This window comes from Kineococcus terrestris (genome assembly GCF_041020755.1).
Classification (GTDB): Bacteria; Actinomycetota; Actinomycetes; order Actinomycetales; family Kineococcaceae; genus Kineococcus; species Kineococcus terrestris.
The window spans coordinates 18360-35949 of record NZ_JBEUEI010000030.1; the positions used below are offsets into that span (position 1 = coordinate 18360).

Annotated in this window: 25 protein-coding genes; all 25 read right to left on the reverse strand. The window is 74.1% G+C overall.

The features are described 5' to 3' along the window. Positions 1-12: 12 nt before the first annotated feature. The gene (locus AB8M62_RS15995; protein ID WP_369070193.1) at positions 13-1143 is read right to left on the reverse strand and encodes a GNAT family N-acetyltransferase; all 1131 of its coding nucleotides are present in this window, start codon (positions 1141-1143) and stop codon (positions 13-15) included. Between the two features lie 52 nt (positions 1144-1195). Next, the gene (gene glmM / locus AB8M62_RS16000) at positions 1196-2548 is read right to left on the reverse strand and encodes a phosphoglucosamine mutase (protein ID WP_369070194.1); all 1353 of its coding nucleotides are present in this window, start codon (positions 2546-2548) and stop codon (positions 1196-1198) included. 110 nt (positions 2549-2658) lie between these two features. Beyond that, positions 2659-3156: a 30S ribosomal protein S9 gene (gene rpsI / locus AB8M62_RS16005; protein WP_369055774.1), complete on the reverse strand. Its 498-nt coding sequence runs from the start codon at positions 3154-3156 to the stop codon at positions 2659-2661. 51 nt (positions 3157-3207) lie between these two features. Beyond that, a complete protein-coding gene (gene rplM / locus AB8M62_RS16010) occupies positions 3208-3651 on the reverse strand; it encodes a 50S ribosomal protein L13 (RefSeq protein ID WP_369055775.1) in 444 nt (147 codons plus the stop codon). 229 nt (positions 3652-3880) lie between these two features. Beyond that, complete coding sequence (locus AB8M62_RS16015) at positions 3881-5563, reverse strand: ATP-binding cassette domain-containing protein (RefSeq protein ID WP_369070195.1); 1683 nt, start codon at positions 5561-5563, stop codon at positions 3881-3883. Positions 5564-5625: 62 nt separating this feature from the next. Beyond that, positions 5626-6156 carry a SixA phosphatase family protein gene (locus AB8M62_RS16020; protein ID WP_369055777.1) on the reverse strand — a complete coding sequence of 177 codons (531 nt, stop codon included), beginning with the start codon at positions 6154-6156 and terminating at the stop codon, positions 5626-5628. 67 nt (positions 6157-6223) lie between these two features. Next, positions 6224-7165 carry a tRNA pseudouridine synthase A gene (locus AB8M62_RS16025; protein ID WP_369070196.1) on the reverse strand — a complete coding sequence of 314 codons (942 nt, stop codon included), beginning with the start codon at positions 7163-7165 and terminating at the stop codon, positions 6224-6226. Between the two features lie 92 nt (positions 7166-7257). Continuing rightward, positions 7258-7878 carry a 50S ribosomal protein L17 gene (rplQ, locus tag AB8M62_RS16030; protein WP_369070197.1) on the reverse strand — a complete coding sequence of 207 codons (621 nt, stop codon included), beginning with the start codon at positions 7876-7878 and terminating at the stop codon, positions 7258-7260. A gap of 60 nt (positions 7879-7938) precedes the next feature. Continuing rightward, positions 7939-8952: a DNA-directed RNA polymerase subunit alpha gene (locus AB8M62_RS16035; protein ID WP_369055780.1), complete on the reverse strand. Its 1014-nt coding sequence runs from the start codon at positions 8950-8952 to the stop codon at positions 7939-7941. Between the two features lie 157 nt (positions 8953-9109). After that, positions 9110-9517 (reverse strand): 30S ribosomal protein S11, encoded by a 408-nt coding sequence (gene rpsK, locus AB8M62_RS16040; protein ID WP_369055781.1) that lies wholly within the window; start codon positions 9515-9517, stop codon positions 9110-9112. A gap of 91 nt (positions 9518-9608) precedes the next feature. Beyond that, positions 9609-9989: a 30S ribosomal protein S13 gene (gene rpsM / locus AB8M62_RS16045; RefSeq protein ID WP_369055782.1), complete on the reverse strand. Its 381-nt coding sequence runs from the start codon at positions 9987-9989 to the stop codon at positions 9609-9611. 178 nt (positions 9990-10167) lie between these two features. After that, positions 10168-10281: a 50S ribosomal protein L36 gene (gene rpmJ / locus AB8M62_RS16050; RefSeq protein ID WP_003956441.1), complete on the reverse strand. Its 114-nt coding sequence runs from the start codon at positions 10279-10281 to the stop codon at positions 10168-10170. A 70-nt stretch (positions 10282-10351) separates the two neighbouring features. Further along, on the reverse strand, positions 10352-10573 hold the full coding sequence (gene infA, locus AB8M62_RS16055) for a translation initiation factor IF-1 (RefSeq protein ID WP_166605559.1): 222 nt from the start codon (positions 10571-10573) through the stop codon (positions 10352-10354). Positions 10574-10789: 216 nt separating this feature from the next. Further along, entirely contained in the window at positions 10790-11602 is an 813-nt protein-coding gene (gene map, locus AB8M62_RS16060) for a type I methionyl aminopeptidase (protein ID WP_369070198.1), read from the reverse strand. Between the two features lie 9 nt (positions 11603-11611). Further along, positions 11612-12190: an adenylate kinase gene (locus AB8M62_RS16065; RefSeq protein WP_369055784.1), complete on the reverse strand. Its 579-nt coding sequence runs from the start codon at positions 12188-12190 to the stop codon at positions 11612-11614. Continuing rightward, positions 12187-13488, reverse strand: a complete 1302-nt coding sequence (gene secY, locus AB8M62_RS16070; protein WP_369055785.1) for a preprotein translocase subunit SecY — start codon at positions 13486-13488, stop codon at positions 12187-12189. Before secY ends, AB8M62_RS16065 begins: the two co-directional genes overlap by 4 nt. A 225-nt stretch (positions 13489-13713) precedes the next feature. After that, the gene (gene rplO, locus AB8M62_RS16075) at positions 13714-14175 is read right to left on the reverse strand and encodes a 50S ribosomal protein L15 (RefSeq protein ID WP_369070200.1); all 462 of its coding nucleotides are present in this window, start codon (positions 14173-14175) and stop codon (positions 13714-13716) included. Between the two features lies 1 nt (position 14176). After that, positions 14177-14359, reverse strand: coding sequence for a 50S ribosomal protein L30 (gene rpmD / locus AB8M62_RS16080; protein WP_369055787.1), 183 nt, complete (start codon positions 14357-14359; stop codon positions 14177-14179). Continuing rightward, positions 14359-15003 (reverse strand): 30S ribosomal protein S5, encoded by a 645-nt coding sequence (gene rpsE / locus AB8M62_RS16085; RefSeq protein WP_369055788.1) that lies wholly within the window; start codon positions 15001-15003, stop codon positions 14359-14361. The genes rpmD and rpsE overlap by 1 nt, the downstream gene beginning before the upstream one ends. A gap of 46 nt (positions 15004-15049) precedes the next feature. After that, positions 15050-15427, reverse strand: a complete 378-nt coding sequence (gene rplR / locus AB8M62_RS16090; RefSeq protein ID WP_369055789.1) for a 50S ribosomal protein L18 — start codon at positions 15425-15427, stop codon at positions 15050-15052. After that, the gene (gene rplF / locus AB8M62_RS16095; protein WP_369055790.1) at positions 15427-15966 is read right to left on the reverse strand and encodes a 50S ribosomal protein L6; all 540 of its coding nucleotides are present in this window, start codon (positions 15964-15966) and stop codon (positions 15427-15429) included. Before rplF ends, rplR begins: the two co-directional genes overlap by 1 nt. Before the next feature lie 13 nt (positions 15967-15979). Then, the gene (rpsH, locus tag AB8M62_RS16100; protein WP_369055791.1) at positions 15980-16378 is read right to left on the reverse strand and encodes a 30S ribosomal protein S8; all 399 of its coding nucleotides are present in this window, start codon (positions 16376-16378) and stop codon (positions 15980-15982) included. An 82-nt stretch (positions 16379-16460) separates the two neighbouring features. Next, positions 16461-16646, reverse strand: a complete 186-nt coding sequence (locus AB8M62_RS16105) for a type Z 30S ribosomal protein S14 (protein WP_369055792.1) — start codon at positions 16644-16646, stop codon at positions 16461-16463. Positions 16647-16648: 2 nt separating this feature from the next. Continuing rightward, positions 16649-17218 (reverse strand): 50S ribosomal protein L5, encoded by a 570-nt coding sequence (gene rplE, locus AB8M62_RS16110; protein WP_369055793.1) that lies wholly within the window; start codon positions 17216-17218, stop codon positions 16649-16651. Continuing rightward, the gene (rplX, locus tag AB8M62_RS16115; RefSeq protein ID WP_369055794.1) at positions 17218-17589 is read right to left on the reverse strand and encodes a 50S ribosomal protein L24; all 372 of its coding nucleotides are present in this window, start codon (positions 17587-17589) and stop codon (positions 17218-17220) included. The genes rplE and rplX overlap by 1 nt, the downstream gene beginning before the upstream one ends. Position 17590: the final 1 nt, after the last annotated feature.

Here is a 17590-nt window from a genome sequence, read left to right on the forward strand (position 1 = left end):
GCGCCGGGCGCCTCAGGCCGGTGCGCCGGCGGCCGTGCGCGCGCTCGTGCGCGCGGCCAGGGCCGCCCGGACGGTCGCCAGCGGCGCCTCGAGGTCCACGCTCGTCTCGTCCCAGCGGAAGCCCATCGCCTCGTTGACGGCGATCATCGGCGTGTTGGACACCGCGTTCCACGTCGAGACCCGGCGCGCGTCCGGGGCGTCGGCCGTCGCCGCCCGCAGGCAGGCGATCTTGAGCAGCAGGCCCAGCCGGTGGCCGCGGTGCTCGCGCAGGACGAGGGTGTCCCACTGCAGCAGCCGCTGCGGCTCGTGCTCGGAGCGCACCAGCATCGTGTACCCGGCCAGGGACCCGTCGGGCGCCTGCGCCAGCGCCAGCCACTGCCGCCGCCCCTGCGCGGCGCGCAGCGCCTCCCCCTCGCGCACCCGGGCGGCGTCCCAGCTCTCCGGCTCCACGGTCAGCTCCCCCTGCGGGGCGTCGGTGCTCATCCGCGCCATGAGGGCGGCCACGGCGTCCACGTCGGCCTCGTCGACCGGCCCGCGCACGGTGCGCACCGCGTAGCCCGCGGCGTGCGGCAGCGCCTGCTCCTCCAGCCGGTGCAGCACCTCCTCGGGCACGGGCAGGTCGAGCTGGCGGCGGGCCTCCTCCAGGCCGGGGACGAAGCCCCACGCGCGGGCGGCGAGCATCCCCGGCCACGTGGCCGCGACGCGCTCGCGCTCGGCGGCCGGGCCCGCGGCGGGCACGTCGACGTCGGCCTGCAGGACGTCGCGACCGGCCGCGGCGGCGACCTCGACGGCCTCGGCGAGCAGGCGGGTGCCCAGGCCGCGGCGCCGGTGCGCCGGCGCGGTCACCACCGCGACGTACGCGGTGCCCGTGTTGTCCAGCGAGGGCAGCAGCAGCTCCGCGGACGCGACCGGCTCGCCGCGCTCGCGCAGCAGCAGCCGGTGCACGACGGCGTCGGCGCGGCCCCGCTCGGTCTCGGCGCGCAGCTCCGCGCGCTGCCAGGGGGCCGGGTCGGTGCGCCCCACGGCCTCGCCGGCGACGAGCACGTCGTACCAGTCGTCGAAGGAGGCGGCGAGCCACGCGCCGCGGTCGGGGTCGTCGGTGGCGGTGCGCTCCACGCGCAGCGCGGGATCGGTGGCGTCCACCCGCCCAGGGCACCACCGCGGCCGCGGCGGCACCACCGGTTTTCCGCGCGCCTCAGAGCGCGAGGCGCTCCCGCACGACGACGGCCAGCCGGTCGGCGACGGCCTGCGCCTGGGCCTGCTCGGCGGCCTCGACCATGACCCGCACGAGCGGCTCGGTGCCCGAGGGGCGCAGCAGGACCCGGCCGGTGGAGCCCAGCTCCTCCTCGGCGGCGCGCACGGCCGCCAGCAGCTCCGGGTCGCTGCCCGCGCGGGACTTCTGCACACCCGGCACGTTGACGAGCACCTGCGGCAGGCGCTGCACGACCCCGGCCAGGTCGGCCAGCGACCGGCCCGTGGCGGCCGCGCGGGCCAGCAGGTGCACGGCGGTCAGGACGCCGTCGCCGGTGGTGGCGTGCGCGGGCAGGACGACGTGGCCGCTCTGCTCCCCGCCGATGCTCCAGCCGCCGCGACCGAGGGCCTCGAGCACGTAGCGGTCGCCCACGGCGGTCTCCACCAGCGCGACGCCCTCGCGCTGCATCGCCAGGCGCAGCCCCAGGTTGCTCATGACGGTGGCGACGAGGGTGTCCTCGCGCAGCTCGCCGCGCTCCTTCATCGCCAGCGCGAGCACGGCCATGATCTGGTCGCCGTCGACGACCTCGCCGGCGGCGTCCACGGCCAGGCAGCGGTCGGCGTCCCCGTCGTGGGCGATGCCGGCGTCGGCGCCGTGCTCCAGGACGGCGCGCCGCAGGGGGCCGAGGTGGGTCGAGCCGACCCCGTCGTTGATGTTCAGCCCGTCCGGGGACGCGTTGATCGCGGTGACGCGGGCCCCGGCCTCGGCGAGCACGCGCGGCGCGACGGTGCTGGCCGCGCCGTGGGCGCAGTCGACGACGACGTGCAGGCCGGACAGGTCGTGCGGCAGGGAGGCGACGACGTGCGCGACGTAGGTGTCCACGGCCTCGCGCTCGACGGCGTCGCCGCGGCGCACGCGGCCGACCTCGGCGCCGGTGGGCCGGTGCTCCACACCCGTGCGGTACTCGGCCTCGATGGCGTCCTCGACGCGGTCGGGCAGCTTGGTGCCGCCGCGGGCGAACACCTTCAGCCCGTTGTCGGGCATGGGGTTGTGCGAGGCGGACAGCATCACGCCGAAGTCGGCGCGCCAGGCGTCCACGAGGTGGGCCAGCGCGGGCGTGGGCACGACGCCGACGTCGCGGACGTCGACCCCGGCGCTGGCCAGCCCGGCGGTCACGGCCGCGGACAGGAACTCCCCCGAGGCGCGCGGGTCGCGCGCCACCAGGGCCGTGGTCCGCCCGCCGCGCTCGGCGCCGAGCACCCCGGCCGTGGCCACGGACAGGCCCACCGCCATCTCGACCGTGAGGTCGACGTTGGCCAGCCCCCGCACGCCGTCGGTCCCGAACAGTCGTCCCACGCCGTCGTCCTCCCCCACACGGTCCAGTACCTGCCGACACGAGAACGGCCCCGGGGGACGAGCCCCGGGGCCGTTCTCGCTGCTGCGGCTCCCGCTGCTGCGGGAGCGGATCAGCGCTTGCTGAACTGCGGCGCCTTGCGGGCCTTCTTCAGACCCGCCTTCTTGCGCTCGGTGGCCCGCGGGTCGCGGGTCAGGAAGCCGGCCTTCTTCAGGGCCGGGCGGTTCGCCTCGAGGTCGATGGCGTTCAGCGCGCGGGCCACGCCCAGGCGCAGGGCGCCGGCCTGGCCGGAGCTGCCGCCGCCGGAGATGCGGGCGATGACGTCGAAGGAGCCCTCGAGCTCGGTGACGCGGAACGGCTCGTTGACGAGCTGCTGGTGGACCTTGTTGGGGAAGTACCCCTCCAGGTCGCGCCCGTTGATCGTCCAGCGGCCGGTGCCGGGGACGATGCGCACGCGGGCGATGGCCTCCTTGCGGCGGCCGGTGGCCGCGCCGGGGGCGATGATGCTCGAACCGCCGGTCCGCGGCTGGGCGGACTCGGTGGTGTAGGTGCCGGTGAAGTCGTCGGACTCGGTGACGTCCTCGACGGTCTCGGTCGTGTACTCGGCCACGGTTCTCCTCGGTGGGTCTGCGTCAGCGGTGTCGCGGTGGGCGTGCCGCGACTACTGCGCGACCTGGGACAGCTCGAAGGCCTGCGGCTGCTGGGCCGCGTGCGGGTGCTCGGGACCCGCGTACACCTTGAGCTTGGACAGCATCTGGCGGCCGAGGGTCGTCTTCGGCAGCATCCCGCGGACGGCCTTCTCGACGGCGCGCTCGGGGTTCTTCTCCAGCAGCTCGGTGTAGCCGGTGGCCTTCAGGCCGCCGGGGTACCCGGAGTGGCGGTAGGCCAGCTTCTGGTCGCGCTTGGAGCCGGTCAGGGCCACCTTGGCGGCGTTGACGATGATGACGTGGTCACCGTTGTCGACGTGCGGGGCGAAGGTCGGCTTGTGCTTGCCGCGGAGCAGGATCGCCGTCTGCGACGCCAGGCGGCCGAGCACGACGTCCTCCGCGTCGATGACGAGCCAGCGGCGGTCGATGTCGCCGGGCTTCGGGGTGAACGTGCGCACGGGGCTTGCCCATCTCCTCGAGACGATTACCGGACGGCCCCCGCCTGGGGCCTCGCCGGGAAGGGCGGGCAACTGCGCGGGCACAACGGCCAGTGACGATACCCGCCGCCCCGGCGCCCGGTCAAAACGGCTGCACGGGCGGCCCCCCGGGCGGCCCGGACCGCCCCGGGAGCGCCCCGGGAGCGCCCCGGGAGCGCCCCGGGAGCGCCCCGGGAGCGCCTCCGCGCCGTCAGCGGGCGCGCGCCACCCGGGCCACGTCCCAGACCGGCTCGGCGCTCTCCACGACCCGCCCGTCGGCGCCGAAGACGAGGAAGCGGTCGAAGCCGCGGGCGAACCAGCGGTCGTGCGTCACCGCCACCACCGTGCCCTCGAAGGCGGCCAGCGCGCGCTCCAGCGCCTCGGCCGAGTGCAGGTCCAGGTTGTCGGTCGGCTCGTCCAGCAGCAGCAGGGTGGCCCCCGACAGCTCCAGCAGCAGCACCTGCAGCCGGGCCTGCTGCCCGCCCGACAGGTGCTCGAAGCGCTGCTCGGCGGCGGCGGCCAGCCCGTAGCGGTCCAGCGCCCGCGCGGCCGCCTCGCGGTCCAGCCCCGCCCGGTGGGCGGTGCCGCGGTGCAGCACGTCCAGGAGGGTGCGCCCCACCAGCGCCGGCTGCTCGTGCGTCTGGGCGAACCAACCCGGCCGCACCCGGGCGCCCAGGCGGGCCGAACCGGTGTGCGGCACGGGCGCCGCGGCGTGCTCGTCGACGGGGGCGTGCTCGGGGTCCGGGTCGGAGCCGCCGGCCGCCAGCAGCCGCAGGAAGTGCGACTTGCCCGAGCCGTTGGAGCCCAGCACCGCCACCCGGTCGCCCAGGTGCAGCTCGGCGTCGAAGGGCGCCATCAGCCCCGTCAGCTCCAGCCGCTCGCACACCACCGCCCGCTTGCCCGTGCGCCCCCCGCGCAGGCGCATCCGCACGTCCTGCGCGGCCGGCGGCGCCTGCGGCGGGCCGGCCTCCTCGAAGCGGGCCAGGCGGGTCTGCGCCGCCGCGTAGCGCGAGGCCACGCCGTCGTTGAACTTCGCCTTCTCGCGCAGCGACAGCACCAGGGCGCGCAGCTTCGCGCGGTCCTCGTCCCAGCGCCGGCGCAGCTCCTCCAGGCGCTCCCCGCGCGCGGCGCGCGCCGCCCCGTAGGTGGTGAAGGAGCCGCCGTGCACCCAGGAGACGGCGCCCAGCGGGCCCGGTTCCAGGGTGACGACGCGGTCGGCGGCCGCGGCGAGCAGCTCGCGGTCGTGGCTGACCAGCAGCACCGACTTGGCGGTGGCCCGCAGCTGCTCCTCCAGCCACCGCTTGCCCGGCACGTCGAGGTAGTTGTCCGGCTCGTCCAGCAGCAGCACCTCGTCGGGGCCGCGCAGCAGCGCCTCCAGCACCAGGCGCTTCTGCTCGCCGCCCGAGAGGGTGCGCACCAGGCGGTGCCGGCACCGCTCGAACGGGACCCCCAGGGCCGCGGCGGTGCACTCGTCCCAGCCGACCTCGGCCTCGTAGCCGCCGACGTCGCCGAAGTCGGCCAGGGCCTGCGCGTAGCGCAGCTGCTCGCGCTCGGCGTCGGTCTCGAGCATCGCCAGCTCGGCCGCCTCCACGGCCGCGGCCGCCGCGCGCAGCGGCGGCGGGGCCACCGACAGCAGCAGCTCGCCGACGCTGGTGGCGTCGCGGACCGAGCCGACGAACTGGCGCATCACGCCCAGGCCACCGCTGCGGGCCACGGCACCGGACTGCAGCGGCTCGTCCCCGGCGACCAGGCGCAGCAGCGTCGTCTTGCCGGTGCCGTTTGGGCCCACCAGCGCGGTGGTGGTGCCGTCGGCGACGCGGAAGGACACCTCGTGCAGCAGGGGCCGCCCGTCGGGCAGCTCGTGGCTGACGGCCTGGACGTCGACGTGACCCACGGGCGGTCAGTCTGCCGGGCCGCGCCCGCCGGGCGCCCCGCGTTTCCCGGCCCGCGCCCGGCTCACGCGCGCGGGGTGGCGGTGGCGCGCAGGGAGCAGCTGGTGGTGTCGGCGTCGGCCCACGGCCCGGCCACGTCGACGACGGCGATCCCGCAGGTGCGCAGCTGCAGCACCTCGCCCGTCAGGGCCTCGACGAGGTCGCTCAGGCCGGGGTTGTGGCCCACGAGGACGACGGTGCCGTCGGGGCCGGACAGGCCGCCCGGGGCCCCGGGAGCGGGCGCCGGGCCGTCACCGGGGTCGGCGTCCAGGCCCCGCACGACGCGCAGCAGGTCGCCCAGCGTGGCCTCGTACAGCCGCTCCTCGTCCACGACGGGCGGCTCGGCGTCCCAGGCGTCCAGGACGCGCGCGGTGGTCTCCTCCGTGCGGCGCGCCGGGGAGGTGACGACCAGGGAGGGCAGGCCCACGTGCTCGGCCAGCCACCGGCCGGCCGCCTCGGCGTCAGCGCGGCCGCGCTCGGCCAGGGGGCGGGCGATGTCCTGCAGCCCCGGAGGGGTGTCGGCCTTGGCGTGGCGGAGCACGACGAGCGTGGGCACGGGCCCACAGCCTGCCGGACGCCCGCGCGCCCGCGGTCCCCGGGGGTGCGGTCCCCGGGGGTGCGGCTCAGCAGCAGGGCGGGGCGGCGGGGAGACCGGTCGCACCGGTCGCACCGGGCGCACCGGGCGCGGTGCGCACGGCGCGGGCCTGGGCCGCGCGGGCGGCCAGGCCGGCGTCCGCGGGGTAGACGACCTCCTCGAGCACGAGGCCGTGGGGGGCCACGACCGCGACGCCCGGGTCGCGCCGTCCGGCGGCGAGGACGCGGGCGGGCCAGTCGACCTCGCGGCGCCCCTCCCCCACCGCCAGGGCGGCGCCGACCAGGGCGCGGACCATGGAGTGGCAGAAGGCGTCCGCCTGCACGTCCGCCTCCAGCAGCCCGTCGGGGCGGCGGGTCCAGGCGTAGCGCAGCAGGGTCCGCACGGTGGTGGCGCCCTCGCGGGGCCGGCAGTACGCCGCGAAGTCGTGCAGGCCCGTCAGGCGGGCCGCCGCCGCGTCCATGGCGGCCGCGTCCAGCGGGCGCCGGTGCGCCAGCACGTGCGAGCGCAGCAGCGGCGGCGCACCGCCGGGCGCGTCGCTGACGCGGTAGGCGTAGCGGCGGCGCAGGGCCCCGAAGCGGGCGTCGAAGCCGGCCGGCGCCTCGCGGGCGCCGTGCACGCGCACGTCGGGCGGCAGGACGCCGGCCAGGCGGCGCACGAGCGCCGCGCCGGGCGGGGCCTCGGAGCGGCCGGGCGCGGCCAGCCAGGCGGCGCGGGGCACGTCGACGTGGCAGACCTGGCCGGTGGCGTGCACGCCCGCGTCGGTGCGCCCGGCCACCACCAGGCGCGGCGGCTCCTCCAGCCGCAGGACGCGCTGCAGGCCCGCGGCGAGCACGCCCTGGACGGTGCGCAGTCCCGGCTGCTCGGCCCAGCCGGAGAAGGCGCCGCCGTCGTAGCCCAGGTCCAGGCGCAGGCGCGCGGTCGCGGCGGCCGGAGCCCCGGCGGGGTCCGGCGCGCCCGCGGGTCCCGGCACGCCCGCGGGGTCCGGCGCGGCCTCGGGCACGACGGCGACGAGCCCGCCCTCCCCGGTGGGGTGGGCGGGCTCGTCGTGCGGCGGGGAGGCGGTCAGGCCTTCTCCTCGCCGGTGCCCTCGGCGTCCGTGGACGTCTCGGGCGTGGTGCCGGTGGACTCGTCGCTCGGGTCCGCCTCGGCGGCGTCGAGCTCGACGCCGGTGTCGGCGCCGGCGTCACCCTCGGGGAGGGTGTCGGGCTGGTCGACCGAGCCGGGCTCGACGTCGGCGGCCTCGGCGGCGGCCGCGGCGGTGGCGGCGGTCGCCGCACCCGCGGTGGCGCGCTCGGCCTCGCGGACGGTGGCCTGCTTGGCGCTGACCGGCTCCATGACGAGCTGGATGACCGCCATGGGGGCGTTGTCGCCCTTGCGCGGGCCGATCTTCACGATGCGGGTGTAGCCGCCCTGGCGCTCCGACATCGCCGGGGCGATCTCGGTGAACAGGAAGTGCACGACGGACTTGTCGCGGATGGTGCGCATGACCTGCCGGCGCGAGGCGAGGTCGCCCTTCTTGGCGAAGGTGACCAGCTTCTCCGCGAACGGGCGCAGGCGGCGGGCCTTGGCCTCGGTCGTGGTGATGCTGCGGTGCTCGAAGAGCTGCGTCGCCAGGTTGGCGAGGATGAGCTTCTCGTGGGCCGGCCCGCCGCCGAGCCGCGGTCCCTTGGTGGGCGTGGGCATGGTTGTCGATCTCCTCGGGGTCGCCGCCGCCCGCTGGTGCGGGCGGCGGTCAGCGGACGGTCAGAGCTGCTCGTCCTCGGCGAAGGACGTGTCGTCCTCCTCGAAGTCGTTGACGACGGCGCTCGGGTCGAACCCGGGCGGGGAGTCCTTCAGGTGCAGGCCCATGCCGGCGAGCTTGGCCTTCACCTCGTCGATGGACTTCTGCCCGAAGTTGCGGATGTCGAGCAGGTCGGCCTCGCTGCGCGAGACGAGCTCCCCGACGGAGTGGATGCCCTCGCGCTTGAGGCAGTTGTAGGAGCGGACCGTCAGGTCCAGCGCCTCGATCTCCAGCGCCAGGTCGGCGGCCAGGGCCGCGTCGGTCGGCGAGGGGCCCATGTCGATGCCCTCGGCCTCGACGTTGAGCTCGCGGGCCAGGCCGAACAGCTCGGTGAGCGTCTTGCCGGCGGAGGCGACGGCGTCGCGCGGGGTGATGGCGCGCTTGGTCTCGACGTCGACCACGAGGCGGTCGAAGTCGGTGCGCTGCTCCACGCGCGTGGCCTCGACCTTGTACGTCACCTTCAGCACGGGCGAGTAGATGGAGTCGACCGGGATCCGGCCGATCTCCTGCTCGCCGCTCTTGTTCTGCGCCGCGGAGACGTAGCCGCGGCCGCGCTCGACGGTCAGCTCCATCTCGAGCTTGCCCTTGCCGTTGAGCGTGGCGATGTGCAGGTCGGGGTTGTGCACCTCGACACCGGCCGGGGGCGCGATGTCGGCGGCGGTCACGGCGCCGGGGCCCTGCTTGCGCAGGTACATGACGACCGGCTCGTCGTGCTCGGAGGAGACGACGAGGTTCTTGACGTTGAGGACGAGCTCGGTGACGTCCTCCTTGACCCCGGGGACGCTGGTGAACTCGTGCAGCACGCCGTCGATGCGGAGGCTGGTCACGGCCGCGCCCGGGATGGAGGACAGCAGGGTCCGGCGCAGCGAGTTGCCGAGGGTGTAGCCGAAGCCCGGCTCCAGGGGCTCGATGACGAAGCGCGAGCGGTACTCGTCGACGACGTCCTCGGTGAGGGTGGGGCGCTGTGCGATCAGCACGGAGTCTTCCTTCCCGCGGGCGTCCGCCATATGACGCCCCGCACGCCCGTCAGCATCGGTCCACCGACGGGGTCTGGCTCGATCGAGGGTGAGGTTCGACCGGGACGGACCGCAGCGCCCGCCGCCCGTGGGGGCGGGGGCGCTGGGTCCGGGGAGGTCAGACGCGCCGGCGCTTGGGGGGCCGGCAGCCGTTGTGCGGGCTGGGGGTGACGTCCTGGATCGCGCCGACCTCCAGGCCGGTGGCCTGCAGCGAGCGGATCGCGGTCTCGCGGCCCGAGCCCGGGCCCTTGACGAAGACGTCGACCTTGCGCATCCCGTGCTCCTGCGCACGGCGCGCGGCGGCCTCGGCGGCCATCTGCGCGGCGAACGGCGTCGACTTGCGCGAGCCCTTGAAGCCGACCTGGCCGGCGGAGGCCCACGCGATCACGGCACCGGTCGGGTCCGTGATCGAGACGATGGTGTTGTTGAAGGTGCTCTTGATGTGCGCGTGGCCGTGGGAGACGTTCTTCTTCTCCTTGCGGCGCGGCTTGCGCGTCGCCGTGGCCTGACGGCTCTTGGGAGGCATGGTGTCCGGACTCCAGTGGACGAGGGGGCGGGTGTACGAGGGCGGGGCGTGACCCCGGCAGCGGCGCCCGGTGCGGGCGGCGCGTCAGCGCTTACTTGCGGCCGGCCTTCTTCTTGCCGGCGACCGTGCGCTTCGGGCCCTTGCGGGTGCGGGCGTTGGTCTTCGTGCGCTGACCGCGCACGGGCAGACCGCGGCGGTGCCGCAGGCCCTCGTAGGAACCGATCTCGACCTTGCGGCGGATGTCCGCGGCCACCTCGCGCCGCAGGTCGCCCTCGACGCGGTAGTTGGCCTCGATGTGGTCGCGCAGCGCGACCAGCTCGTCGTCGGACAGGTCGCGGACGCGGCGGTCCGGGCTGACGCCGGTGGCGGTCAGGGTCTCCAGGGCGCGGGTGCGTCCGACGCCGAAGATGTAGGTGAGCGCGATCTCCAGCCGCTTCTCGCGGGGGAGGTCGACGCCGACGAGACGTGCCATGCGGGTTCGTGTCCCTCGTTCGTCGGAGGTCTGCCGCACCACCTGCCCCGGCCTCGTCAGACGGGTCCCCGGCCTCCGACCGGGGGTGTCACCGCACCGGTCCGGGGACGTGCCCCGGGAGCGGTGCGGCGGGTAGTGCGATGGTCCGGCCGCCGTGCGGCGGCCGGGTGGTGCTGCGTCAGCCCTGGCGCTGCTTGTGGCGCAGGTTGTCGCAGATGACCATGACCCGGCCGTGGCGGCGGATCACCTTGCACTTGTCGCAGATCTTCTTGACGCTCGGCTTGACCTTCATCGTGTCTCCGGTCGTGCGGGCCGCGAACAGCCCGCGGGCGCGGGAGGTCGACGGCCGGCGGCCAGTGGGCTCACTTGTAGCGGTAGACGATGCGCCCGCGGGACAGGTCGTACGGGCTGAGCTCGACGACGACCCGGTCCTCGGGGAGGATCCGGATGTAGTGCTGGCGCATCTTCCCGGAGATGTGCGCCAGGACCTTGTGGCCGTTGCTCAGCTCGACGCGGAACATCGCGTTGGGCAGGGCTTCGACCACGGTGCCCTCGATCTCGATGACGCCGTCCTTCTTCGGCATAGCCTCCGCTTCCATGTGTGGGGTTCGTGCCCGCCCCCACCGACGTGCGGGTGCACGGCGGAGGCACGGCGGACCGACGGTCAAGCTTACGCGACGGCGCGCCGGATCCGAAATCGGCCCCGCCGTCCCCCGAGGTCGGGTGTGTCGCAGCGCTTCCGGGCGACCGCCCGCGGCGCGCCCGCGGGCGGCCGGGACGCCCGGGACGCCGGCGGGGCGCTACTCCTGCGGGACGGTGACCCCGAGGGGCCCGAGCTCCGCGGCCCCGCCGTCGGGCGCGGTGAGCACCCACAGCGCGTCGTCGAGCACGGCGACGGTGTGCTCCCAGTGGGCCGCGCGCGAGCCGTCGGCCGTCACCACGGTCCACTCGTCGGCCAGCACCTCGGTGTCGACCCCGCCGCGGGTGCACATGGGCTCCACGGCCAGGCACATGCCGGTGCGGACCTTGGGGCCGCGGTCGCGCGTGCGGTAGTTCAGGACGTCCGGCGGCATGTGCATGGCGGTGCCGATGCCGTGGCCGGTGTAGCCGTCCACGATGCCGAAGCGGCCGTCCACCGCGTCCTCGACGGCGTCCCCGACGTCGCCGACGCGACCGCGGCGGGCCAGCGCCGCGATCCCCCGCCACAGCGCCTGCCGCGTGACCTCCACGAGCTCGACGTCGGCGGCCTCGCGCGGCTCCCCCACGATCTGCGTGAAGGCGGAGTCGCCGTGCCAGCCGTCCACGACGCACCCGCCGTCGATCGAGACGACGTCGCCCTCCTCGAGCACCTGGTCACCGGGGATGCCGTGCACCACCACGTGGTTGACCGAGATGCACAGGGTGGCCGGGTAGCCGTGGTAGCCGAGGAAGTTGGGCGTGCCCCCGCCGGAGCGGATGACGTCCTCGGCGAGCGCGTCCAGCTCGCGGGTCGTGACGCCCGGGCGCAGCGCGGTGCGGGTCGTGTTGAGGGCCGCGTACGTCAGCAGCCCCGCCCTCCGCATCGCGAGCACCTGCTCGGGCGTCTTGAGCTCGATCTTCTCCCGGCCCAGCACGAGCGCTCCTCAGACCTCGTCGGTGCGCCCGAGCGCGTCGAGCAGGCGGGCCGTCACGGCGGGGACCTCCCCCAGGCCGTCCACGCTGCGCAGCAGGCCTCGCTCGGCGTAGACCTGCACCAGCGGGGCCGTCTGCTCCCGGTAGACCTCCTGGCGGGTGCGCACGACGTCCTCGGTGTCGTCGCTGCGGCCCTCCAGCTGGGCGCGCCGGGTCAGCCGGCGCACGAGCTCGTCGGTGTCCGCGGTGATCTCCAGGACGGCGTCCAGCTTGCCGCCGCGCTCGGTGAGCATGTCGTCCAGCTCGCGCACCTGGTCGGTGGTGCGCGGGTAGCCGTCGAGGATGAAGCCGTCCTGCGCGTCGCCCTCGGCCAGGCGGTCGCGGACCATCGCGTTGGTGACGGTGTCGGGCACGTAGCGGCCCGCGTCCATGTACTCCTTCGCGGTGCGGCCCAGCTCGGTGCCCTGCGCGACGTTGGCGCGGAAGATGTCGCCGGTGGAGATCGCGGGGATGCCCAGCCGGGTCGACAGGAGCTTGGCCTGGGTGCCCTTGCCGGCACCGGGGGGACCGAGGAGCACGAGACGCGTCATCGCAGGAACCCTTCGTAGTTGCGCTGCTGGAGCTGGGACTCGATCTGCTTCACGGTCTCCAGACCGACGCCGACGATGATGAGGATCGACGTGCCCCCGAAGGGGAAGTTCTGGTTCGCGTTGAACGCGACGAACGCGATCAGCGGCAGCAACGAGATCAGGCCAAGGTACAGCGACCCCGGCAGCGTGATGCGCGTGAGGATGTAGTCCAGGTACTCCGCGGTGGGCCGCCCCGCCCGCACGCCGGGGATGAAGCCCCCGTACTTGCGCATGTTCTCCGCGACCTCGTCCGGGTTGAACGTGATCGCCACGTAGAAGAACGCGAAGAAGATGATCAGCAGGAAGTACACGGCCATGTAGACCGGGTGGTCGCCGCGCGTGAAGTGCTCGTTGATCCACAGCACCCAGCCGGCGTTCTGGTCGGCGGCGAACTGCGAGACCAGCGCCGGCAGGTACAGCAGCGACGAGGCGAAGATGATCGGGATGACGCCGGCCATGTTGACCTTGAGCGGGATGTAGGTGCTGCTGCCGCCGTACACGCGGCGGCCGACCATCCGCTTGGCGTACTGCACCGGCACGCGGCGCTGGGACTGCTCGACGGCCACGACCGCGGCCACGACGACCAGGCCGATGGCCAGGATGCCGGCGAAGGTGACCCAGCCCTGCTCGCGCCCGATCGCCCACAGCGACGTGGGGAAGGTGGCGGCGATCTGCGTGAAGATCAGCAGCGACATGCCGTTGCCGACGCCGCGCTCGGTGATGTTCTCGCCCAGCCACATGATCAGGCCGGTGCCGGCGGTCATGGTCAGCACCATGAGCGCGATGGTCGGCAGGCTCTGGTCGGGCACCACCTGGGCGCAGTCCACCTGGAAGAGCCGGACCGGGTCGCGGGCGATGGACACGTAGGTCGTCGACTGCAGGACCGCGAGGGCGATGGTGAGGTAGCGGGTGTACTGCGTGAGCTTGGAGGTACCCGCCTGCCCCTCCTTCTTCAGCTCCTCGAAGCGCGGGATCACGACCGTCAGCAGCTGCACGATGATGCTCGCCGTGATGTACGGCATGATCCCGAGCGCGAAGACGGACAGCTGCAGGAGCGCGCCGCCGGAGAAGAGGTTGACGAGGCCGAGCAGGCTGTTGCCCGTCTCGGCCTGCGCGATGCACTGCTGCACGGCGGCGTAGTCGACACCGGGCGTCGGCACGAAGGAGCCGAGGCGGACGAGCACGATGATGCCGAGCGTGAACAGCAGCTTGCGGCGCAGGTCCGGCGTGCGGAACGCGCGGCCCAGAGCGGTGAGCACTTCAACCTCCTGCACCGCCCTCCTCGCGACGGGCGCGGGAGACGGGGTGGGGACTGTCGGACGGGGCGAACGGGTGGTGCCGGTGGTGCGGTGGTGCCGGGCGGGGACGTCACCGCCCCTCGGGGGAACCCTACCGTCCCCCACAACGACCACGCGGCGGTAGCGGACGATCACTCGTCGCTACCGCCGCGTGGCGGAGGGCCCGGAGGCCGGTGGTGCGCCTGCTCAGACCGTGGTGGCCGAGCCGCCGGCGGCGGCGATCTTCTCGGCCGCCGAGCCGGAGAACTTGTGCGCGCTGACCTGCAGCGGCACGGACACCTCGCCGGTGCCGAGGACCTTGACCAGGTGGCCCTTGCGGACCGCGCCCTTGGCCACGAGGTCGTCGACCGTCACCGCGCCGCCCTCGGGGAAGAGCGTCGCGAGCTCCCCCACGTTGACGACCTGGTACTCGACCCGGAAGGGGTTCTTGAAGCCGCGGAGCTTGGGCAGCCGCATGTGCAGCGGCATCTGCCCGCCCTCGAAGGCCTCGGGCACCGAGTAGCGGGCCTTGGTGCCCTTGGTGCCGCGGCCCGCGGTCTTGCCCTTGCTGGCCTCACCGCGGCCGACGCGCGTCTTGGCCGTCTTCGCGCCCGGGGCGGGGCGCAGGTGGTGCACCTTGAGGACGTGCTCGCCCGAATCGTTCGCCATGTCAGTCAACCTCCTCGACCGTCACGAGGTGCTCGACGGTCTTGGCCATCCCGCGGAGCTCGGGCTTGTCGTCCTTGACGACGCTCTGCCCGATGCCGCGCAGCCCGAGGCTGCGCAGCGTCTCCCGCTGGTTCTGCTTGCCGCCGATGGCGGACTTGACCTGCGTCACCTTGAAGCGGCCCATCAGGCGCTCACCCCCGCGGCGCGGGCGCGCAGCAGCGCGGCCGGGGCGACGTCCTCCACGGGCAGGCCGCGGCGGGCCGCGACCTGCTCGGGACGCTCGAGACCGCGCAGGGCCTCGATCGTCGCCTGCACGATGTTGATCGCGTTGTCCGACCCGAGCGACTTGCTCAGGACGTCGTGGACGCCCGCGCACTCCAGCACGGCGCGCACCGGGCCGCCGGCGATGACACCGGTACCCGGGGAGGCCGGGCGCAGCATGACCACGCCGGCCGCCTTCTCGCCCTGGATGGGGTGCGGGATGGTGCCCTGGATGCGGGGCACGCGGAAGAAGTTCTTCTTGGCCTCCTCGACGCCCTTGGCGATCGCCGCGGGCACCTCCTTGGCCTTGCCGTAGCCGACACCGACGGTGCCGTCGCCGTCGCCCACGACCACGAGGGCCGTGAAGCTGAAGCGGCGGCCGCCCTTGACGACCTTGGCCACGCGGTTGATGGTCACCACGCGCTCGACGAAGTTGCCGCGGTCGCCCGCGTCACCCCGTCCGCGCTGGTCGCGGCCGCCGTCGCGGCGGTCCCGACGGTTGTCGTTGCGGTCACCGCCGGCGCCGGCCGCACCGGCGCCGGCGCCTCGGCGCTGGGGTCCAGGCATCAGACGTTCCTCATCTCGATCGTCGTCGTCATGACGGGGCGGGTCGTCACAGGGACAGCCCCGCCTCGCGGGCGCCGTCGGCGATGGCCGCCACGCGCCCGGCGTACCGGTTGCCGCCGCGGTCGAAGACCACGGCCTCGATGCCGGCCGCCTTGGCGCGCTCGCCGACGAGGACGCCGACGGCCTTGGCCTTGGCCGACTTGTCGTCGCCGCTGGCGCGCAGGTCGGCCTCCATGGTCGAGGCCGACACCAGCGTGTGACCAGCGGCGTCGTCGATGACCTGCACGAAGACGTGCCGCGTGGAGCGGGTGACCACCAGGCGCGGCCGCACGGCGGTGCCGACGACCTTCTTGCGCACGCGGACGTGGCGGCGCTTGCGAGCGGCCGCGGTGCCCTTCTGGGTGCGCTGCACGGAGAGAGCCATCACTTACCAGCCTTCCCGACCTTGCGGCGGATCTGCTCGCCGGCGTAGCGCACGCCCTTGCCCTTGTACGGGTCGGGCTTGCGCAGCTTGCGGATGTTGGCGGCGACCTCGCCCACCTGCTGCTTGTCGATGCCCGCCACCGAGAAGCGGGTGGGGTTCTCGACCGCGAAGGTGATGCCGTCCGGGGCCCTGACGACCACCGGGTGGCTGAAGCCGAGCGCGAACTCGAGGTCCGAGCCGCGGGCCGTGACGCGGTAGCCCGTGCCCACGATCTCCAGGCGCTTCACGTAGCCGTTCGTGACGCCCTCGACCATGTTGGCCAGGAGCGTGCGGGTCAGGCCGTGCAGCGCGCGGGACGAGCGCTCGTCGTCCGGGCGCGAGACCTGCAGGGCGCCCTCGTCCGTGCGCTCCACCGCGATGGGCGCCGGGACCGTGTGCGACAGGGTCCCCTTGGGGCCCTTGACCGTGACGGCGGGGCCGTCCACGGTCACGTCCACGCCCGAAGGCACCTGGACGGGGAGTCGACCGATGCGCGACATGAGTCCTCCTCCCTCACCAGACGTAGGCGAGGACTTCCCCGCCCACGCCCTTCTTGTTGGCCTGCCGGTCGGTCAGCAGCCCGCTGGACGTGGACAGGATCGCCACGCCGAGGCCACCGAGGACGCGGGGCAGGTTCGTCGACTTCGCGTAGACCCGCAGACCGGGCTTGCTCACGCGGCGCAGGCCGGCGATCGCACGCTCGCGGTTGGGGCCGAACTTGAGGTTCAGCGTGAGCTTCTTGCCGACCTCGGCGTCCTCGACGGTCCACGAGGCGATGTAGCCCTCAGCCTGGAGGATCTCGGCGATGTGCGACTTCAGCTTGCTGTACGGCATGGAGACGGTGTCGTGGTACGCCGAGTTGGCGTTGCGCAGACGCGTCAGCATGTCCGCGATGGGATCGGTCATCGTCATCGGGCTCGTCCGCCCTTCCTCGCCGGGGTTTCCGCACCGCGGGGCGCGGTGCGGACCTTCGGCGTCGTCGTGATGTTGGAGGTCACCAGCTGCTCTTGGTCACACCGGGCAGCTCGCCGCGGTGCGCCATCTCCCGCAGGCAGATGCGGCAGATGCCGAACTTGCGGAACACCGCGTGCGGGCGCCCGCAGCGCTGGCAGCGGGTGTAGGCGCGGACAGCGAACTTCGGCTTGCGCGCGGCCTTGGTAACGAGAGCGGTCTTCGCCACGGTCAGTTCTCCTTGAACGGGAAGCCCAGCGCGCGGAGCAGCGCGCGGCCCTCGTCGTCGGTCTTGGCAGTCGTCACGACCGTGATGTCCATGCCGCGGACGCGGTCGATCTTGTCCTGGTCGATCTCGTGGAACATCGACTGCTCCGTGAGGCCGAAGGTGTAGTTGCCGTTCCCGTCGAACTGCTTCGGCGACAGACCGCGGAAGTCCCTGATCCGGGGCAGCGCGAGCGACACCAGGCGGTCCAGGAACTCCCACATCCGGTCGCCGCGCAGCGTGGTGTGCGCGCCGATCGGCATGCCCTCGCGCAGCTTGAACTGGGCGATGGACTTGCGGGCCCGGGTCACCTGCGGCTTCTGACCGGTGATCACGGTCAGGTCGCGCACGGCGCCGTCGATGAGCTTGGAGTCGCGGGCGGCCTCGCCGACACCCATGTTCACCACGACCTTGACCAGGCCGGGGACGAGCATGACGTTGGCGTAGCCGAACTGCTCGTGCAGCTGGCCCTTGATCTCGTCGCGGTAGCGCTGCTTCAGGCGGGGAAGGGCGCGGGTCTGGGTCTCAACAGTCATCAGATGTCCTTGCCGGAGCGCTTGGCGACGCGGATGCGCTTGGTCTTCGTGCGCCCGTCGCGCTCCACCTGCTCGGTGCGGATGCCCACGCGGGTCGGCTTGCCCGTCTCCGGGTCCACCAGCTGCACGTTGCTGATGTGGATCGGGGCCTCGCGGACCTCGATGCCGCCGGCCACGCCGGGGCGGGCCTTGGTGTGCCGCTTCATCTGGTTGACGCCCTCGACCAGCACGCGCTGCGTGTCGGCGAAGACCTCCAGGACCTTGCCCTGCTTGCCGAGGTCGGACGTCTTGGTGCCGTCGTCGTTGCGGCGACCGCGCACGCGGGTGATGACCTGGACCAGGTCACCCTTCTTGATGCGGATCTTCCCCATG

What these genes read in the sequence shown, in the direction of transcription:
- rpmJ (WP_003956441.1), bottom strand. Translation starts at nt 10,281, where the DNA reads ATGAAGGTCAAGCCGAGCGTCAAGAAGATCTGCGACAAGTGCAAGGTG.
- rplR (WP_369055789.1), bottom strand. Translation starts at nt 15,427, where the DNA reads ATGGCTCTCTCCGTGCAGCGCACCCAGAAGGGCACCGCGGCCGCTCGC.
- infA (WP_166605559.1), bottom strand. Translation starts at nt 10,573, where the DNA reads ATGCCGAAGAAGGACGGCGTCATCGAGATCGAGGGCACCGTGGTCGAA.
- rpsH (WP_369055791.1), bottom strand. Translation starts at nt 16,378, where the DNA reads ATGACGATGACCGATCCCATCGCGGACATGCTGACGCGTCTGCGCAAC.
- rpsE (WP_369055788.1), bottom strand. Translation starts at nt 15,003, where the DNA reads ATGCCTGGACCCCAGCGCCGAGGCGCCGGCGCCGGTGCGGCCGGCGCC.
- rpsM (WP_369055782.1), bottom strand. Translation starts at nt 9,989, where the DNA reads ATGGCACGTCTCGTCGGCGTCGACCTCCCCCGCGAGAAGCGGCTGGAG.
- AB8M62_RS16065 (WP_369055784.1), bottom strand. Translation starts at nt 12,190, where the DNA reads ATGACGCGTCTCGTGCTCCTCGGTCCCCCCGGTGCCGGCAAGGGCACC.
- rplF (WP_369055790.1), bottom strand. Translation starts at nt 15,966, where the DNA reads ATGTCGCGCATCGGTCGACTCCCCGTCCAGGTGCCTTCGGGCGTGGAC.
- rpsK (WP_369055781.1), bottom strand. Translation starts at nt 9,517, where the DNA reads ATGCCTCCCAAGAGCCGTCAGGCCACGGCGACGCGCAAGCCGCGCCGC.
- rplE (WP_369055793.1), bottom strand. Translation starts at nt 17,218, where the DNA reads ATGACTGTTGAGACCCAGACCCGCGCCCTTCCCCGCCTGAAGCAGCGC.
- rplO (WP_369070200.1), bottom strand. Translation starts at nt 14,175, where the DNA reads ATGGCGAACGATTCGGGCGAGCACGTCCTCAAGGTGCACCACCTGCGC.
- rplQ (WP_369070197.1), bottom strand. Translation starts at nt 7,878, where the DNA reads ATGCCCACGCCCACCAAGGGACCGCGGCTCGGCGGCGGGCCGGCCCAC.
- rplX (WP_369055794.1), bottom strand. Translation starts at nt 17,589, where the DNA reads ATGGGGAAGATCCGCATCAAGAAGGGTGACCTGGTCCAGGTCATCACC.
- rpmD (WP_369055787.1), bottom strand. Translation starts at nt 14,359, where the DNA reads ATGGGCCGCTTCAAGGTGACGCAGGTCAAGTCCGCCATCGGCGGCAAG.